The organism is uncultured Dialister sp. (assembly GCF_900541605.1).
In the GTDB taxonomy this organism is placed as follows: Bacteria; Bacillota; Negativicutes; order Veillonellales; family Dialisteraceae; genus Dialister.
Window position 1 is genome coordinate 1 of the sequence record NZ_UQKJ01000043.1, and the last position, 15,575, is coordinate 15,575.

Annotated in this window: 12 protein-coding genes, 1 tRNA gene and 1 other annotated feature; of the genes, 5 read left to right on the forward strand and 8 right to left on the reverse strand. The window is 48.4% G+C overall.

Annotation, left to right across the window (positions count from 1 at the left end):
- Nucleotides 1–163: 163 nt before the first annotated feature.
- The 3 genes from QZR21_RS04445 to QZR21_RS04455 all read right to left on the reverse strand — a co-directional run bounded on the left by QZR21_RS04445 (nucleotide 164) and on the right by QZR21_RS04455 (nucleotide 6,869).
- Nucleotides 164–3,043 carry an ATP-dependent helicase gene (locus QZR21_RS04445; protein ID WP_296097062.1) on the reverse strand — a complete coding sequence of 960 codons (2,880 nt, stop codon included), beginning with the start codon at nucleotides 3,041–3,043 and terminating at the stop codon, nucleotides 164–166.
- 282 nt (nucleotides 3,044–3,325) lie between these two features.
- Nucleotides 3,326–4,903: a DUF6020 family protein gene (locus QZR21_RS04450; protein ID WP_296973975.1), complete on the reverse strand. Its 1,578-nt coding sequence runs from the start codon at nucleotides 4,901–4,903 to the stop codon at nucleotides 3,326–3,328.
- 232 nt (nucleotides 4,904–5,135) lie between these two features.
- Nucleotides 5,136–6,869 carry a DUF6020 family protein gene (locus QZR21_RS04455; protein WP_296097067.1) on the reverse strand — a complete coding sequence of 578 codons (1,734 nt, stop codon included), beginning with the start codon at nucleotides 6,867–6,869 and terminating at the stop codon, nucleotides 5,136–5,138.
- 270 nt (nucleotides 6,870–7,139) lie between these two features.
- Here QZR21_RS04455 and QZR21_RS04460 point away from each other — a divergent pair, with 270 nt between their 5' ends.
- Entirely contained in the window at nucleotides 7,140–8,150 is a 1,011-nt protein-coding gene (locus QZR21_RS04460; RefSeq protein WP_296973978.1) for a uroporphyrinogen decarboxylase family protein, read from the forward strand.
- A 164-nt stretch (nucleotides 8,151–8,314) separates the two neighbouring features.
- Here QZR21_RS04460 and QZR21_RS04465 read toward each other — a convergent pair whose 3' ends face one another.
- The gene (locus tag QZR21_RS04465; protein ID WP_296097072.1) at nucleotides 8,315–9,619 is read right to left on the reverse strand and encodes a dicarboxylate/amino acid:cation symporter; all 1,305 of its coding nucleotides are present in this window, start codon (nucleotides 9,617–9,619) and stop codon (nucleotides 8,315–8,317) included.
- A gap of 82 nt (nucleotides 9,620–9,701) precedes the next feature.
- Nucleotides 9,702–9,943, reverse strand: a binding site (T-box leader).
- A 210-nt stretch (nucleotides 9,944–10,153) separates the two neighbouring features.
- On the opposite strand from QZR21_RS04465, the gene QZR21_RS04470 reads away from it, so the two are divergent.
- A tRNA-Val gene (locus tag QZR21_RS04470) sits at nucleotides 10,154–10,229 on the forward strand.
- Nucleotides 10,230–10,393: 164 nt separating this feature from the next.
- On the opposite strand, the gene QZR21_RS04475 is transcribed toward QZR21_RS04470, so the two are convergent.
- From QZR21_RS04475 to QZR21_RS04485, 3 genes are all read right to left on the reverse strand, one after another.
- Nucleotides 10,394–11,425 carry a 3-deoxy-7-phosphoheptulonate synthase gene (locus QZR21_RS04475; protein ID WP_296097075.1) on the reverse strand — a complete coding sequence of 344 codons (1,032 nt, stop codon included), beginning with the start codon at nucleotides 11,423–11,425 and terminating at the stop codon, nucleotides 10,394–10,396.
- A gap of 189 nt (nucleotides 11,426–11,614) precedes the next feature.
- Nucleotides 11,615–11,914: a TIGR04076 family protein gene (locus QZR21_RS04480; RefSeq protein WP_296097078.1), complete on the reverse strand. Its 300-nt coding sequence runs from the start codon at nucleotides 11,912–11,914 to the stop codon at nucleotides 11,615–11,617.
- Nucleotides 11,914–12,732, reverse strand: coding sequence for a bifunctional hydroxymethylpyrimidine kinase/phosphomethylpyrimidine kinase (locus QZR21_RS04485; protein ID WP_296973982.1), 819 nt, complete (start codon nucleotides 12,730–12,732; stop codon nucleotides 11,914–11,916). Before QZR21_RS04485 ends, QZR21_RS04480 begins: the two co-directional genes overlap by 1 nt.
- Before the next feature lie 223 nt (nucleotides 12,733–12,955).
- Here QZR21_RS04485 and QZR21_RS04490 point away from each other — a divergent pair, with 223 nt between their 5' ends.
- A complete protein-coding gene (locus QZR21_RS04490) occupies nucleotides 12,956–13,780 on the forward strand; it encodes an 8-oxoguanine DNA glycosylase (protein ID WP_296097084.1) in 825 nt (274 codons plus the stop codon).
- A gap of 15 nt (nucleotides 13,781–13,795) precedes the next feature.
- Here QZR21_RS04490 and QZR21_RS04495 read toward each other — a convergent pair whose 3' ends face one another.
- Nucleotides 13,796–14,212, reverse strand: coding sequence for a hypothetical protein (locus QZR21_RS04495; RefSeq protein WP_296097087.1), 417 nt, complete (start codon nucleotides 14,210–14,212; stop codon nucleotides 13,796–13,798).
- A 233-nt stretch (nucleotides 14,213–14,445) separates the two neighbouring features.
- Between QZR21_RS04495 and QZR21_RS04500 the strand changes: the two genes are divergently transcribed.
- Together QZR21_RS04500 and QZR21_RS04505 are read left to right on the forward strand one after the other, a co-directional pair.
- Nucleotides 14,446–14,880, forward strand: coding sequence for an alpha/beta hydrolase (locus tag QZR21_RS04500; protein ID WP_296097090.1), 435 nt, complete (start codon nucleotides 14,446–14,448; stop codon nucleotides 14,878–14,880).
- Between the two features lie 38 nt (nucleotides 14,881–14,918).
- Complete coding sequence (locus tag QZR21_RS04505) at nucleotides 14,919–15,386, forward strand: alpha/beta hydrolase (protein WP_296097093.1); 468 nt, start codon at nucleotides 14,919–14,921, stop codon at nucleotides 15,384–15,386.
- Nucleotides 15,387–15,575 lie beyond the last annotated feature (189 nt).

Genomic DNA, 15,575 nt, shown 5'->3' on the forward strand with positions numbered 1-15,575 from the left:
GGCATAAGGTGGGTTGGCCGCCTTCGGCGGCTATTGTACCTTACGCCCCCGGTGCGAAGCACCCACACCCCGGTGAACGAGCGCAGCGACGTTCACCTACAACCTTTAGCCCCATCCACACGCTTGGAGCGCCCCGCTATACACGACTCAAGCCGAAGGCTTCCTACTCTTTCCAGCAGTAATATCTCCACTGGCAGGAGCGGCAGGCCTCAGGAAGGCCGGGCCCCGATTTTTCTGCACGGTGGTTGAAGTCTTCCGCCATAATTCGTTCAGCGGTCCGATCAAAGGCTTCTATCCGCTCCTGCACCAGTTCAGGACGGTTGTCCACTTCATAGACCGGCCGGTCTTCTTCCCCTGTAAAATAGAGAAGCAGCCGTCCCACAGGGACCCCCAGTTTCTTCTCCACCAGGTACGCATAGACCCGAAGCTGCCCGGCATACCGTTCAAGGAGAGAACTTCCCGGCTTCGGCCGATGGCCTGTCTTGAAATCGATGATATCCGTTTTTCCTTCCTTATCCTGCAGGAGGTCTATGGTACCATCCATGATATATCGGTCCTTCACCAGTTCCAGCGGATATTCCGCTTCCTTTACCATGGACCAGTCTCCCTGCCGGTAGGACACATACCCCAGGATTTCCTGGAATGCCCTGTCCAGGTCACTTCTGGAAAGCCAGGTATTTTCCGTCTTAGAAAGGGCATTGTAGTCTGCCATCATCCAGGCGTAGATATTGGCTGGTACCAGTTTATCCATTTCTTTACGAATGACCGCCCGGTGAACATCTTCAATCACTTCATGTACCAGGGTCCCATAGAGGAGCGACAATCCCCGGGGTGATGCAAATCGGTAAATCTTATTCAGTTTATACTTCAGGGGACATTCTTCGTAGAGCGCCACCTGGGAAGTGAAAGAAAGCCGGGGTTTAAACCGGCCTGCTGTGACCGGTTCAAACGGAATATCCCTGAAATCAAGGCCCGGTGTATCGTATTCAGGAACACTGTCCACGGGCTTCTCAAAAACCCTGGATGGCGACTGTCCCGGCTTCCTGTCACAGGCAAGAACGAGAAGGGACTCGGCCCGAGAAAAGGCGGTGTAGTATTTCCTGCGGAAATCAAAATCCCGGATATCCCCATAGGGCTCATAGGACCGGCGTCCCGTCATTTTCTCCACCACCCGGGCAATGAGGGTATCCTCACCCCGTGGGTATTCATCAAGGGAAGCTGCAATAACTACAGGATATTCCAATCCCTTGGACTGGTGGATATTCAGGAAAGAAACCTGCCCGCTCGGTGCATAGGCTTCCTCATCTTCATATTCTCCCACCCCGTTCTCATACCAGAGTCGGAGATACCGGGAAAAGAATACGTAAATATCGTCTACCGTTTCTTTGCCGTACCCGTGATTTTCTTCTATAAAGCAGTCAAACCGGCTGATAAGGCGGGTAATGGTAGACAGGTTTCTCGCTTCCCCACATTCCCCTTCCGCTGCCTGATCAATAAAGGAAGAAAAAGGCTCCATGGACAGGATACGGTATGTCAAAGGCAGCAGGTTCGAAGTAAGACGGCCGGTGGAAGCAATTTTCTTCTTTTCTTCATCGAGCCACTGTTTCAATTCCTGATGCTCTCCCATCATGGTTTCTGCCATGATCAGGAACTGGCGATAGGTACCGCTAATTCCCTCCGTTTCCCCCATTTCCCGGGATTTTCCCAGGGCTTTCTGTACTTCAGGAAACAGATACAGGAGGGATCCCAGAAGCCAGGCCACCTCTTTCCGTTTAAAGAAATAACCGGACCGCGGTGCATATACGGGAATTCCTCTCTGCTTCAAAGCATACTGGAGTCGGATGGAGTTGTCCCCCTTCACAGAATCGAAGAGGAAGGCGACCTGGTTATAGTCAGTAATGCATCCTTCCTTCTTGAGGTTCTCCACAAAATCACAGACCCTTTTTTCATAGCGCGGTTCATTATTGGATGCCGTAATCCGTACTACCGTAGGCATATCCGTCTCGCCGGAAGCGGACAGGACCCTGCCCTTCCGATACCGGTACAGCTTTCCCTTCCGTTCCCAGCTGAACCAGGATGGCTGGGCCATCCATTTCATGCAGAACGTAATGATTCCCTGGTTGGACCGGTAATTCCGGTTCAGCGTAACCACATGGCAGTGGCCGCCAAAGTGGTCCGGAAAACGGAGTATATTGGCCACCGTAGCGCCTCGAAAGCGGTAAATACTCTGGTCATCATCACCAACGACGAAGATATTTCCTTCTTCGCCTCCCAGAAGCTGTACCAGCTTTTCCTGGATGTAATTGGTATCCTGATATTCATCTACCAGAATATACCGGATCCGCCGGGCCGCTTCTTTCCGTACTGCCTCTTTTTCCGAAAGAATATAGTATGCCTCCGTCTGGAGTCTTGTAAAATCAAGGAAATTCTTCTCTTTGGCCAGTTTCCGGTACCGAATCATCATCCATCCCAGGGCTCGGATAAGGCTGTCCTTTTCCCGCACCATATCCTCCGGATTCACCAGTTCTTCTGACAACCGATTCACATATTCGCAGATCTTTTTGCACCGCCGCCAGGGAGAAATGGTCACTTCCATTCCCGTGCTCCGGTTCAGATAGGAAGAGGGGACCACATTGTCGAATCCCGGAATCTGTTCAAAGTCAGAAAGGTTCCCATATACCAGGTACTGCTGTTCAAACTGGTCAGTTTCTATGAAATTTCTTTCCAGCCTCGTATATTCCCTGAATTCCTTCAGAAGCCGCCGGCATATATGGTGAAAGGTGCCGATATACATTTCATGGAGATTCACCTCGATCCCCTGTTTAGAGAGCTCATTGGTGAGACGGGTAATGAGCTCCTTCGAAGCCTTTACTGTATAGGTAACCACCATAATCTGTTCCGGCGGCACTTTTTTATCCCGAATCAGATACAGTACCCGCTGGATGATAGTGTAGGTCTTACCGGTTCCGGGGCCCGCAATGACCAGTGTAGGACCATCAGAATGGATTGCATCATACTGGGCTTGGTTTTCAGTAGGATTCATAGGACTGCTCCTTGTAGGTGTGAATGTGTTTACTATATCTCATTTTAATGCATATGTAGACAGGGAAGGTACAGCGCACAAATTAAAAAGCGCCACAGAATTTTATAATATGGGAATTTGATAAATACGATGAATAAATAATCGCGGCGCTATATGAATTGTGCGCCGCACCACCCCCTCGGGCGAAGCCCGTTCCTCTTGCGACACTTCGCCCGCAGGGCGTTACCCCTCAGCCACTTTCCCAGGATGCAGGATTATCCCAAACATGGTTGAAATGACACACTAGTCACGCCCCTTCTCGTACAGGAACACTAAGACCAGCAACGGCAGGCCCAGGACATAGGCAAAGGAATAGCGGAAAACAGCCGATGCCGGCGTAGAAACGAGAAGGGTCAATGTATTGGCCCAAAGAGGCAGTGCAGCAAGAATCAGTCTCTTTCTCCCACCACAGTAAAAGAGGAGACACAGGAACAGTGTCATCCACAGGGAAATCCCGGCTCCCAGGAATCGGCTGCCGCTGTAGGAATAGTTACCCAGAAACGACTTCAGCCGGAAGGGCATGGGAAAATCCCCAAGTGCCAGCATATCGTTATCCGATGGTTTCATATTCTTCGTATTCTCATCAGACAGAGCCCAGCCAAACCGGGACTGTACATCATGCTCCAGGGGGTCCAGGTTCCAGAGCGCATAGGTTTCTGTCATCCATCCCTCCACATAAAGCCGGGGATTCTTAAGGCCCGTATCCAGCCAGGCCTTCAAAAAAGGAACCCTTTCCCCATTTAATTCATTTCTCCGGAAATGGTCATCCCATTTCACAAAATCCACTGTAGCCGGCGAATACCCTTTCTTCCATTTTTCTTCCGGAAGAAGCCCCGCCATGAGTTCTTTCGTTTTCTCGCTCCGCTCCCCATCCAGAACGAGGACCCGGCCCATCTGCTGCAGGGGGATGACCATGCTCTCCTGAAACAGAGGCTGCCAGCCATGGGTAGAAAGAATGACCCGTCCCGGCAGGATAGCCGCCACCGCACAGAGGAGAAAAAGGGCGGCCGGTTTCTTCCATTTCCCGGTGACCAGGCACAGGGCCATGACAAGAATGGCGGAAATGAAAATACCATTGCTCCGAAACATCATGAGCCCCAGTAGTGCCCCGGCAGTCATCAGCATTTTCTTCCTGTTCTCTATAGGGCCATCAGAAAACAGGACCATACACCAGAGAAGGGAAAGAGAAAACAGCCCATCCCGCACAGCGGCAATACCATAATTGCCAACCATAGGGAAAAACGTAAACCATGCATAGAGAAAAATTCCCGGATTTCTCCCGTACCGTTTCCGGACAAAAAAAACCATGGCCGTCAGTCCGTAGGAATAGACAAGGAGCTGTACCAGAGAAAGCGCAAAAATCACCGGTTCCCTTGTCCCCAGTACGGCTTTTCCAAAGGCCGCTCCATATCCATAAATAAGTGAATAGAACCAGGGAAACTGGACACCGGCGTAAAGGGGATTTTCCATCATAAAAAGAGTATCATTCATCCCGGGCGCCGGATACAATGCCAGCAGCGATGGGACCTGCCAAAGGGCCATGAAAAGGAAAGCAGGAAGAAATAAATGAGAGCCTGTCCCTTCCTGCCTTTCAAAAGATAGTGATAGAAAAAGCCGCACAACCGGCGGGAGTATCGCAAAAAGGAGGAGAAAAATAAGAAATAAAACCTTCAGATCCTCCACAGAAAGAAGAGGATATTCCGGATGCAGCAGGGCCTCCCCCATCCTGTCGATTTTCCAGGTATACCAGGAGGCCAGAGAAAGGGGAATGGAGAAAACAGCGCAGGGCAGACTGACCCTGTCCAGCTTGAAGAGCTTCATGGTGTTTTGCCCCCTTTCTGATAGAATAGAAGGGAAACGCTTCTTGTAAGTATCCACATCAAGTATTTAAAACGGATTGGTAACCCCTCTCGCTTCGCTCGCGCCCCGGGAAGGGGGGCACAGGTCCGGCAGCGGAGCTCCGACCAGGTCTCATAAAGCGGTGCTTCTTAATGTGTGCACCGCACCACCCCCTCGCCCGCAGGGCGTTTCCCCTCAGCCACATTTATATTTTTCAATCCTTCCAATGGGTATATCCATCATCTTCCCGAATCTCCCTGTGGTCTTCCGGAAGTTCTATTTCTTTTCTCGGCATCATCACCGTTTCTGCCCACCTTGTTTCTCCATATTTCCCTTCCGGCAGGAAAGGAAGGAGAAGGAAGAAAGGCATGCAGAGGGGGAAGAAATACACATAGCGGTATACAAAGGCCGCCGGAGTGGCGATCATGAGTGTCCCCCAGAGAAGACAGGCTGGCAGAAGGACAAGAAACCGGCTGTACTGTTTCCTGTAGAAAAGAAGGAGCCCCACGCAGAGCGTAATCCAAAGACAGGTACCGGCACCGAGGAAGCGACTGTGGTCCCAAAGCCAGCGACCCAGTTTTTCCTGGGTATCCTTTTTGAAGAATGTATGGATATCCGCCGTCTTATAGGCATTATTGTGGTCCGGACTGAGCCCGTTCTTGAGATCGCTCTCCGAAAATGCCCAGCAGAAACGGGATTGGGTCATTTCGTCCGGCGCCGGAAATGCCCAGTACCCATAGGTGGCAAAGAGCCAGGCTTCCACGTAGATCTCTTTATTTCTCTTACCCACTGATTTCCAGGCTTTCCAGAATTCATCGGGATGACTGTTAAAATAGTAGAAATCAAAATCGCTGTTCCATTTGATCAGGTCCACGGTAAAGGGATCGTACCATTTTTCAATACGGCCAGGAATCATCATTTTCACAGAGTACGCCTTTTCTTCCGGCGTCAGGGGCACTCCTACCGCCACGGCCCGGGAAAACTGCTGCAGCGGGATGCCTACCCGTTCCTGAAAAAGCTGGGGCAGGTCCAGGATCTGCTTGATGGCAATATCCGGGGTCACCGCAATGGCAATCATCACAAGCCCCGTGAGGAGCAGGTTCATCTGGATCCGTTTCATGAGGAATAAAAGCCCCAGCAGCATGACAATGAATACGTAGATGCCATTATTCCGAAGAAGCATCATACCAAGGCCCGCCAGGATGAAGAGCCGCTTATTGGACTGCCAGGCATTTTCCTTATATCCTGACACAAAGGACGTAACCAGAGGTACCCATAGAAGGATGGTACCGGAAAAGAATACATCCTTCACGTTAGAAAAGGACATATTTACCACCATTGGCATAAATCCATAGTACAGGGATAAAAGGACCGTGAGCCACATGCGGCCGGTTTTCCGATACAGCCAGGAAAGGCAGTAGGCAATGCCGCAGGCAAAGAGAAACATCTGAATCAGGGAAGCAGCCGCCAGCCCGTAGGACGTGGTATGGAACAGCATGTCCGATGCCTGGGTGAGTCCGTAAATATACATGCAGTAAATAAACGTATGCTGCCCGGTGGCCCAGATGCCGGCCCGCATGATATCGGTGGTATCATTCATGCCGGTGCCGGGGTAAAAAACGAGAAAAAAGGGCATCCACGCGCAGAGAAGGAAGACTACGATAAAAGCAAAGGGTGCTTCCAGCGGGCTTCCATCCGGTTCCAGCCGTTCCGAGAGGGCCGGCACAGTTCCCAGATACTTCATAAGTACTGAAAGGACCAGAAAGGTAACCACCGCCAGCGCCAGTACTTTGGGAATATCCACCGCAAAAAGAAGGGATGACCGGTTCCAGGGAGTAGATCCGGGATGCCATCCGATGCGCCATGTATAGAATTCACAGAATCCCATGAGCAGGGATACCCATCCTGTGAGCATCGCCAGCCAGAGCCTGCCTTTATATATATTCATGAAATATACCTGCCTTGTTGCAATCTATGAGTATTATACCATTATTACAGGCCGTACAGCGTGAGTAAAGCAGTAAATGCACGGATATATGGGACAAAAGGCAGCTTCGCCAGGGCAGCGGCCTATGGCCGGGGCTATGCATGGCATGGCTCCAACCATAAAATTCATCTACCCGCCTGGGCCGCTCACCAATCACACTAACCATTCATCCTCTCCAATATGATATAATGAAATAAATGAATATAACCTTGATTCTGAAAGGAGAAAGCTATGAATAGAGAAGAAAGAGTCCGTGCCGCTCTGGCTTCCAAAGAGGTAGACCACGTACCGGTGGCCGCATGGATGCACCTGTCAGAGTTTGACCAGGATCCCATCTCCCTGGCAGAAGCAGAAGTGGAGCTCACAGAAAAATATGATTTTGATTACATCAAGATGATGCCCTTTGGCCTTTACAGTACCCAGGACTTCGGAAACCAGATTACCATTTACTGCGATCCCTACAGGGAACCGATTGTAAAAAACTTTGCCATCCACAGTCCTGCTGACTACAATACCATCCGTGCCATTCCCGCCATTCAGGGAACCTATGGGAAGCAGGTAGAATTTGCACAGGAACTGGTTAAAAGAAGAAAGCCCGGAACTCCTGTCATCCAGACTATTTTCAGCCCCTTCTCCACGCTGAAGAAAATGGCCGGTGATCGTCTCCTCATGGATATGATCAACTACCCCGATGCTGTCCACCACGCCCTGGCGGCCATCACAGCCACCACCCTGGATTTCGTGAGCGCCAATATCGAGGCCGGCGTAGATGGTTTCTTCTTTGCCACCCAGAACGCTACCCGCTCCATGATGAACCTCCAGGAATTTGAGGAATTCGGCGAATTCTATGACCTCCAGGTCATTAAATCCTACGCAAAAAAGACCTGGTTCAACGCCGCCCATATCCACGGAGAAGATATCTATTTCAACGAAGTGGCATCGTACCCGGTGAACTGCATCAACTGGCACGACCGCCATACCTGGCCTTCCCTAAAGGAAGCCCGGCAGATTACGGATAAATGTCTGCTGGCCGGCATCAAATCGGCCCCCTACTTCGTCAATGGTGTCCTGAAATATGACGATATCATCCTTGATGGCACCCCGGAAGAAATTACGGCCCATGTCAAAGACGCCATCAGCCAGGTCGACGGCAAAGGTCTCATCCTTGGCCCCGGCTGCGTCGTGAATCCAAAGGCACCGGAAGAAAACCTCATGGCCCTCCGCAAGGCTGTGGAACTTTAAACGGCATGGATATCAGGAAAGCGCAGATTAATCAGCAGAGTCAGATTCAATCAGTGCTTCCCTGAATGTCCCCCTTTTGAATGGCTCTGCCCTTATTACTCGACAACCAATAAAAAATCACCATAGATGCATCTATGGTGATTTTTTATTGATTAAACCTGCCTTCAGGCTTCAATAGCTTCCGGTGTAGTGGGATCTTCGATTTTACCTTTCAGATCATGGTCTGTCATAGCGCATACAGCGGAATCGGACCATACGTTTTCTGCGGTTTCAATCATATCAATGATGGTGTAAATCGGAAGAATCACGCCCATGAGTCCGATAGGAGCGCCGATGCCGCTCATGAGGGACAGGGTCAGGAAATAGCATCCCATAGGTACACCGGCATTGCCGATGGCTGCCAGCACGGCTACGAAGAGCCAGGTAATCATGGTAGGCAGGGGCAGGTCATATCCTGCATTCTGCATGACGAAGAGTGAAGTCACCAGAATGAAAGCAGCGCAGCCATTCATATTGATGGTGGTGCAGATGGGAAGTACGAAACGGGAAACTGCAGGATTGGCTTTCAGGTTATGCTCTGCAGAAGCCAGGGTTACCGGCAGGGTACCTGCAGAACTCTTTGTAAACAGGGCTACCGCAATGGCCGGAGACATTTTCTTGAATACCTGGATCGGATTCAGGCCCCGGGCCAGCAGGAAAATCGGGATAACTATGAAGAACTGGATCACATTGCTTCCGATGATGACAGCCGTATACTTACCGAGAGCCCCTACAATGACGCCGGCTTCAATCTGGGCAGACAGCTGAGCCGCAAAGGCGAGAATGCCGACAGGAAGAATGAAGAGCAGAGCCCGAATCAGGGTGAAGAGCAGTTCCTGGAAACCAAGGATTCCCTTCATCAGGATCTCCCGGTTTTCTGTCTTCGGCATAAAAGCAAGAGCCAGACCGAAGGATGCAGCAATAAGCATCACTGCCAGTACATTGCCCGACAGGAATGGCTGGAGCAGGTTATTCGGAATAACGCTCAGAATATGATCATAATAGGTCAAATGTCCCAGTTTCTGGGGCACATTCGCTGCACCGGCACCTACGATATCAGCCGGAAGATTGCCCGGTGCAATCCACAGGAACATGGCCAGTCCGATACCGGCAGCGCAGATGGTTGTTAAAAGAGTATAGGTCACGGCATGGGCAAAAATCCGTCCCGTTTCCTTACGTCCCCCCAGCTGGGCCAGTGTCGTAATGACCGCCAGTGCAATAGTAGGCACCGCAATAAACTGGAACAGACGGGTAAATACAGTAGCAATAAAGGTAAATAATTCATTCAGCGGCTTAATACCAAGCCACCCCAATGCAGCCCCGACTATAAGAGCCAGCATCCACAGCACAAACTGCCGTCCCTGCTTCTTCGCCTTATTGGCTTCCAGGGCTTTGTGGGCAGCCTGTTCAACTTCCACATTTTTCTTCATACATATTCCTCCTATGAAACACCTGAAATCAAATTAAGGAACCATTTCCGGAGAGGAATCGGGAAATAAAAAACTCCCGCCCCATTGGGACGAGAGACTCGTGATTACCACCCAGATTCATATGGACGTCACCATCCATACCTCATCAGGTTTCCTTCCTTGTAGAAACCCTCATTCTGTAACGGGAATTCCCGGAAAAGCATACTCTATTCCGCTTTTCATGCTCGGAAACGCACTTCAGACTCCCTATCCATATCCGCTCCCACTGTCCGGACTCGCTTGACTGTCATCAGAAGACCTACTCTTTTTCGTCATTGCCTGTAATGGAATTACTATAGCATGGTATATGACTTCTGTCAAGATAATTCCTCTATGTTTATCAATACGCTGTAATTAATGCATCCCAAAAACATTCATGTTTATATTTTCCATAATCAATGTATCAACTAAAGTTTCCTTCAGAAACATCATGGACAAAAAAACTCTTGCAAAATTCCTTCATATAAGGCATAATAGACTACGTCAAAGAAATATGGGCGATTAGCTCAGCTGGGAGAGCGTCTGCCTTACAAGCAGAATGTCAGCAGTTCGATCCTGTTATCGCCCACCATAAATAAAAAACATTGCGAGAATCCTCTCGCAATGTTTTTTATTTATGGATTTAAAGAAACGCTGATGAATTTATCATCAGCGCTTCCCTGGCACTTTTCGATTTTTAAACGCATTTTCTGCGCAGCATAAACCTATTTTATCAAATCTGAATGTCCAACAGAATCATACCAGATCAGCCAGGTCAAGAATCAGATTTTTGCTCTTTTCCCATCCCAGGCAGGGATCAGTAATAGATTTACCATAGACTCCCTCTCCAATTTTCTGGTTTCCATCTTCAATATAGCTTTCAATCATAAGCCCCTTTACCATATGCCGGATATCTTCTGAATACCGGCGGCTGGCCATGACGTCCCGAGCGATACGAATCTGTTCCATATATTTCTTTCCGGAATTATTATGGTTACAGTCCACTACAATAGCCGGATTTTTCAGATTTCTTTCACCATACATGTCGGCTACCTTTTTAATATTTTCATAATGGTAATTGGGCATACTGGTACCGAAGTGGTTCACATAGCCACGAAGAATGGCGTGGGCCAAAGGATTACCTGTGGTATGGACTTCCCAGCCGTGGAACAGAAAATCCTGCTCACTCTGGGCAGCCTCGATGGAATTCATCATCACCGAAAGGTCGCCGGATGTGGGATTCTTCATGCCCACCGGAATTCCTGCGCCGCTGGCAATCATACGATGCAGCTGGTCTTCTACGGAACGGGCACCAATAGCACCGTAGGAGAGAAGATCAGATAGGTACCGATGGTTCTCGGGGTAAAGGATTTCTTCTGCACAGGTAAAGCCGGTCTGTTCAATTACATGGACATGCATGCGGCGAATGGCTTTAATTCCCTCCATCATGTTTTCCTTGCCCTCTGGATCAGGCTGGTGGAGCATTCCTTTGTACCCTTTTCCGATAGTCCGGGGCTTATTGGTATATACCCGGGGAATGATAAAAATCCGGTCTTTTACTGCATCCGCCACTTTAGCAAGACGGGTGCAGTAGTCGAGAACTGCCGGTTCATTGTCCGCCGAGCAGGGACCGATAATCAGAAGAAGCCTGTCATCTTTTCCGGTCATAATATTTTCAATTTCCCGATCCCGCTCTGCTTTCAGTTTCTGGAATTCCGGTTTTAGCGGAATTTCCTGTTTAATTTCCATAGGCTCCGGAAGTTTCCGGATAAACTGCATCTGTTCCATAAAATCACCTTTTATATTTCTTTGAATGACTCAAGCGGTACACAAATTGGAAAGAGCCGCGTGAAGATCAGGTATAAGGGATGATGGTGCGACGCACAAATTGTGAAGCGCCGCGAGTTTTACATACTTTTCTTCCTTCAGCAAAGTCGGGACCTTCAGTCTTGCCGAAGTCTCAGCCCTGGCCAAAGGCTAAAAAGCTTTCTCCTGTTCCTTCTTCCCCTCATCAACCCGTTCAATTTTGAATACATTAATCGTTTCTACATCGGGGCAGCAAAAAATGGCTGTTCCCTTTTCCTGACCAGGTTGGGGGATTTCGCCGCCATACCGGAGAATATCAATGTAAGGAAATGCCACATGCATAACCATAGGACAAATCTGTCCCCTGTCCTTGTCAAAATCCCAGGAATCTCCCGACCTGTGTCCCCGATGGCAGGGACAGGGCCCCTTTCTGTCAATACAGGTAATCTTTATTTTGGGTCTTCTTGGCATCAGTCAAGCACCTCCAAACATGCTTCTACAGGGATACCCCGAAAGGCATCCTGGGAACCCTCACTCATGACAATCATTTTCCGGACAGCAATCATCGCTTTATCTACGGCGTCTACCATGGCCATACCATTCATGACAGCGCCCATGAAGATGGCTGAAAAAATGTCACTGGTCCCCGGAAAACGGACAGGAATCATATCAAAGGTACGTAGGAAGAATTCCTTCCGTTCTACATCAAACCCAGCCACTGCATCCTGACCATCCACTCGGGCACTGGTAATGGCTACCGAACCTCCGCTCATGCGATGGAGCTTTCCCAGAAGATTCTTCATGGCCACCCAGGAAAGGCCTTCTTTCACAAAAGGCTCTCCGGTAAGAAAAGCAGCTTCTGTATAGTTTGGCACCATGTAGTCGGCCTGGGCTATAAGTTTTCTCATCCCCTCCACCGTTCGCTCTGTAAGGCCATTGTAGAGATGGCCTTCATCAGCCATAATGGGATCCACAAAAATCTTCGTTCCCTTCTCTCTTTCCTGGCTGCAATAATTCGCTATCATGGATGCCTGAGTTGGTGAAACGATAAACCCCGTGGATATGGCATCAAAGGAAAATCCCAATGACCGCCATACGCCAATGGTATTCCTCATATACTCGGTGGTATCAAGGATTTCAAACCGCCCGTAATCCAGGGTATTAGATACAAGAGCCGTAGGCAGATTGTATATATGATGACCCATGTGGGTCAGGACAGGCATCATCGCTGCCAGTGCCACCTTCCCATAACCTGGAAGATCATTAATCAGCAGTAACTCCTTCCCCATAGCGCTCCTCCTCTCTCCGAAATTTGGTGCCTCTATTTTAACATATCTTTGAAAGGAAAATGTAAAAGAATATAATGAACCAGGACAGAGGGAACACACCCCCCCTGAACCCCTGAAAATACTGTAATAGTGTATTATAGGAATTGGAACCAGGTTCCTTGTGCACCAAAATGCATTAATTCCAAGTCTGCAGGTTATCTCACATTTATCATAAGGAGTCATCATGCATATCTATATCAGAGATAATATGGACCTTTATAAAATCATACACAGCGGCCAGTGTTTCCGGGCAGCCGAGATAGAAAACAATCTTTATCGATTTATCACCGGCCGTCATATACTTTATATTTCCCCTATCCATGGAATCCGATATGATGTTTCCTGTAGCCGCTACCAATGGAATCATGTATGGAAGCCATATTTTGATTTATCCTCAAATTACAGAAAATTGGAAGAAGCCTTAAAAATGGATAACTCTTATCTTGCAAGGGCAGCAGAATACAGCCAGGGTATTCACATATTGCGTCAGGATCCCTGGGAAACACTCATTACATTTATTATTTCCCAAAGGAAATCTATTCCTGCTATCCAAACCTCCGTTGAAAAGCTATGCCGAAGCTGTGGTGAAAAAATAAAAACCAGTAAAGAAACCATTTATACATTCCCAACAGCTGCGGCCCTTTCCCGCCTTACCATGGAAGACCTGAAAGCCTGTTCACTGGGATATCGGGCATCTTATATCTATAAAACAGCAAGGGCCATACAAAAAAGACCACATCTTATGAAAGACATGGCCACTATGAACGATGAGACACTTATAGAAACACTTATGAAATTGCCCGGCGTAGGCATCAAAGTAGCCAGCTGCACTGCACTCTTTGGATTTCATAGAACCGCCATGGCTCCGGTGGATGTCTGGATCCAGCGTGTCATAGATCAATACTATGGCGGAATCAACCCATTCCCCCATTATGGAAAAGTCGCAGGAATTATACAGCAATATCTCTTCTACTATGCCCAAAGCACCGGAATGAAAAATATTCCATGAACTTCCGACTTTCTGTTATAATTTCAATCCTGCCTTCTTCAAGGTCTTAAACGTATAGTCCAAGATATTATAGAGTGTCTCACTGTCTTCTGCTGTGAGATTTTTAGCATCCACTTTTTTCATATCCTGGTAATAAAAACTGAGTTTTTGAGCCAGTTCCTGCAAAGAAACCTTAGAATGATCAGTCTTTTCAGCAGAAGGCTTTTTGTCTTCAGTTTCCTTTAAAGACTGCAGCGCCGACTGAAGTTGGAAGTTTTCTTCCTGCAGCCGCTCATTATCCCCTTTTAGAGACTCAATCGTTAACTGAAGTCCCTCATTAGCATCTCTTTCCTGAGATAAATTAAGCTGGAGACTCTCCACTGTCCCCTTCAGCACCTGAATTGTATCTTTAGCTGCTTTGAACCCCAAAGTATTCAATTCATTTCCGTTCATTCTGATTCCTCCCATCATCAAATACGAAGGACCTGTTTTTCTTTATTGTAACACAGGACATGTAATCACGTATAAAGAGAAACCGTTGGATTTTGTAAAAACACCCCTCCAAATACGATGCTTCCCCTATGGCATCCGGTATAATCCAGGAAAGCACCGAACATAACATAACCGCAGGGCTACTTATAGCATTTCTTCTATATTTGTATTATACTTATCCCCAGGTGATATAGATGCATTTCATTTGGAAATTGATAAAAAGCCTCTTCCTGCTGGCCCTGATCATTATAACAGCTGCCGGGTTCTATGCAGGAAATACGGCCTATAAAGAATTATTTACAGCTCCCTGGGACCGAATTCTGGGCATTGAAAACCATCGTAAAGATCTCACGGCCATCCATACCATGGAAGACCGTTACGGTTGGCATCGGGTCACAGTGCCTTCCGGAGATGGTACAAACCTCCGAGGAACCTACATTGAAGACAGGAATAACAGTAAAAAGGCAGTAATCCTGCTTCACGGGCTGTACCAGAATCGATCTATGTGTCTTCCCTACGTAAATATATATCGGAATTTGGGATACAATGTACTTCTTGTAGACCTCCGGGGCCATGGGGAAAGTGATGGCTCCATGACAGACTGGGGTAACATGACGAGGAAGACTTGAACGCCTGGGTGGATTTCCTTCATTCCAAAAATCAGAATATGGAAATTGGCCTCCATGGTTTCTCCCTGGGCGCTGCCATGGCACTGATTTACAGCGGAAGTAAAGAGGGCCATGAAATGAAATTTTATGTAGCCGACAGCTCCTATGGAAATCTTTTGAAACTGGGCCGCGAAAAAATCATGACCTACACCGGTGATGAACGGCTGGTACTTGGAATGGATATCCTAAATCCTTTTATGCAGGCCGCCATGTTCGCTCACACAGGAAAACTTTTATCATCAGTGGATCCCATAGATCAGGTAAATCATATGACTTCCCCCGTACTTTTCCTACACGGAGGAGCGGACCAATTGATTCCGTCTTCTACTGCAGAAGAGCTGCTTTCCGCATCAAGCAGTCAAAATAAACAATTATATATATTTCAGGGAGCCGGGCATACGATGGAAATGGCAGCAAATGGAGAAGCCTACAAAAAAACAGTAACCGAATTTGTTAGAAAACTCTGAATAATGAAGGAATTAAATCGGCATCCATCCTGCGACCTTGCCACTGTCCAACCTCACGCCCCCGATGCGAATCACGCAACCCGATTGGCGAGCGCAGCGCTGCCAACCCGACACCCTTATGCCCCATCCGTCCAGACACCCCACCACCGCTGACGCGGTCCCCCTCCCCTCTAAAGAGGGGAGGTTTAC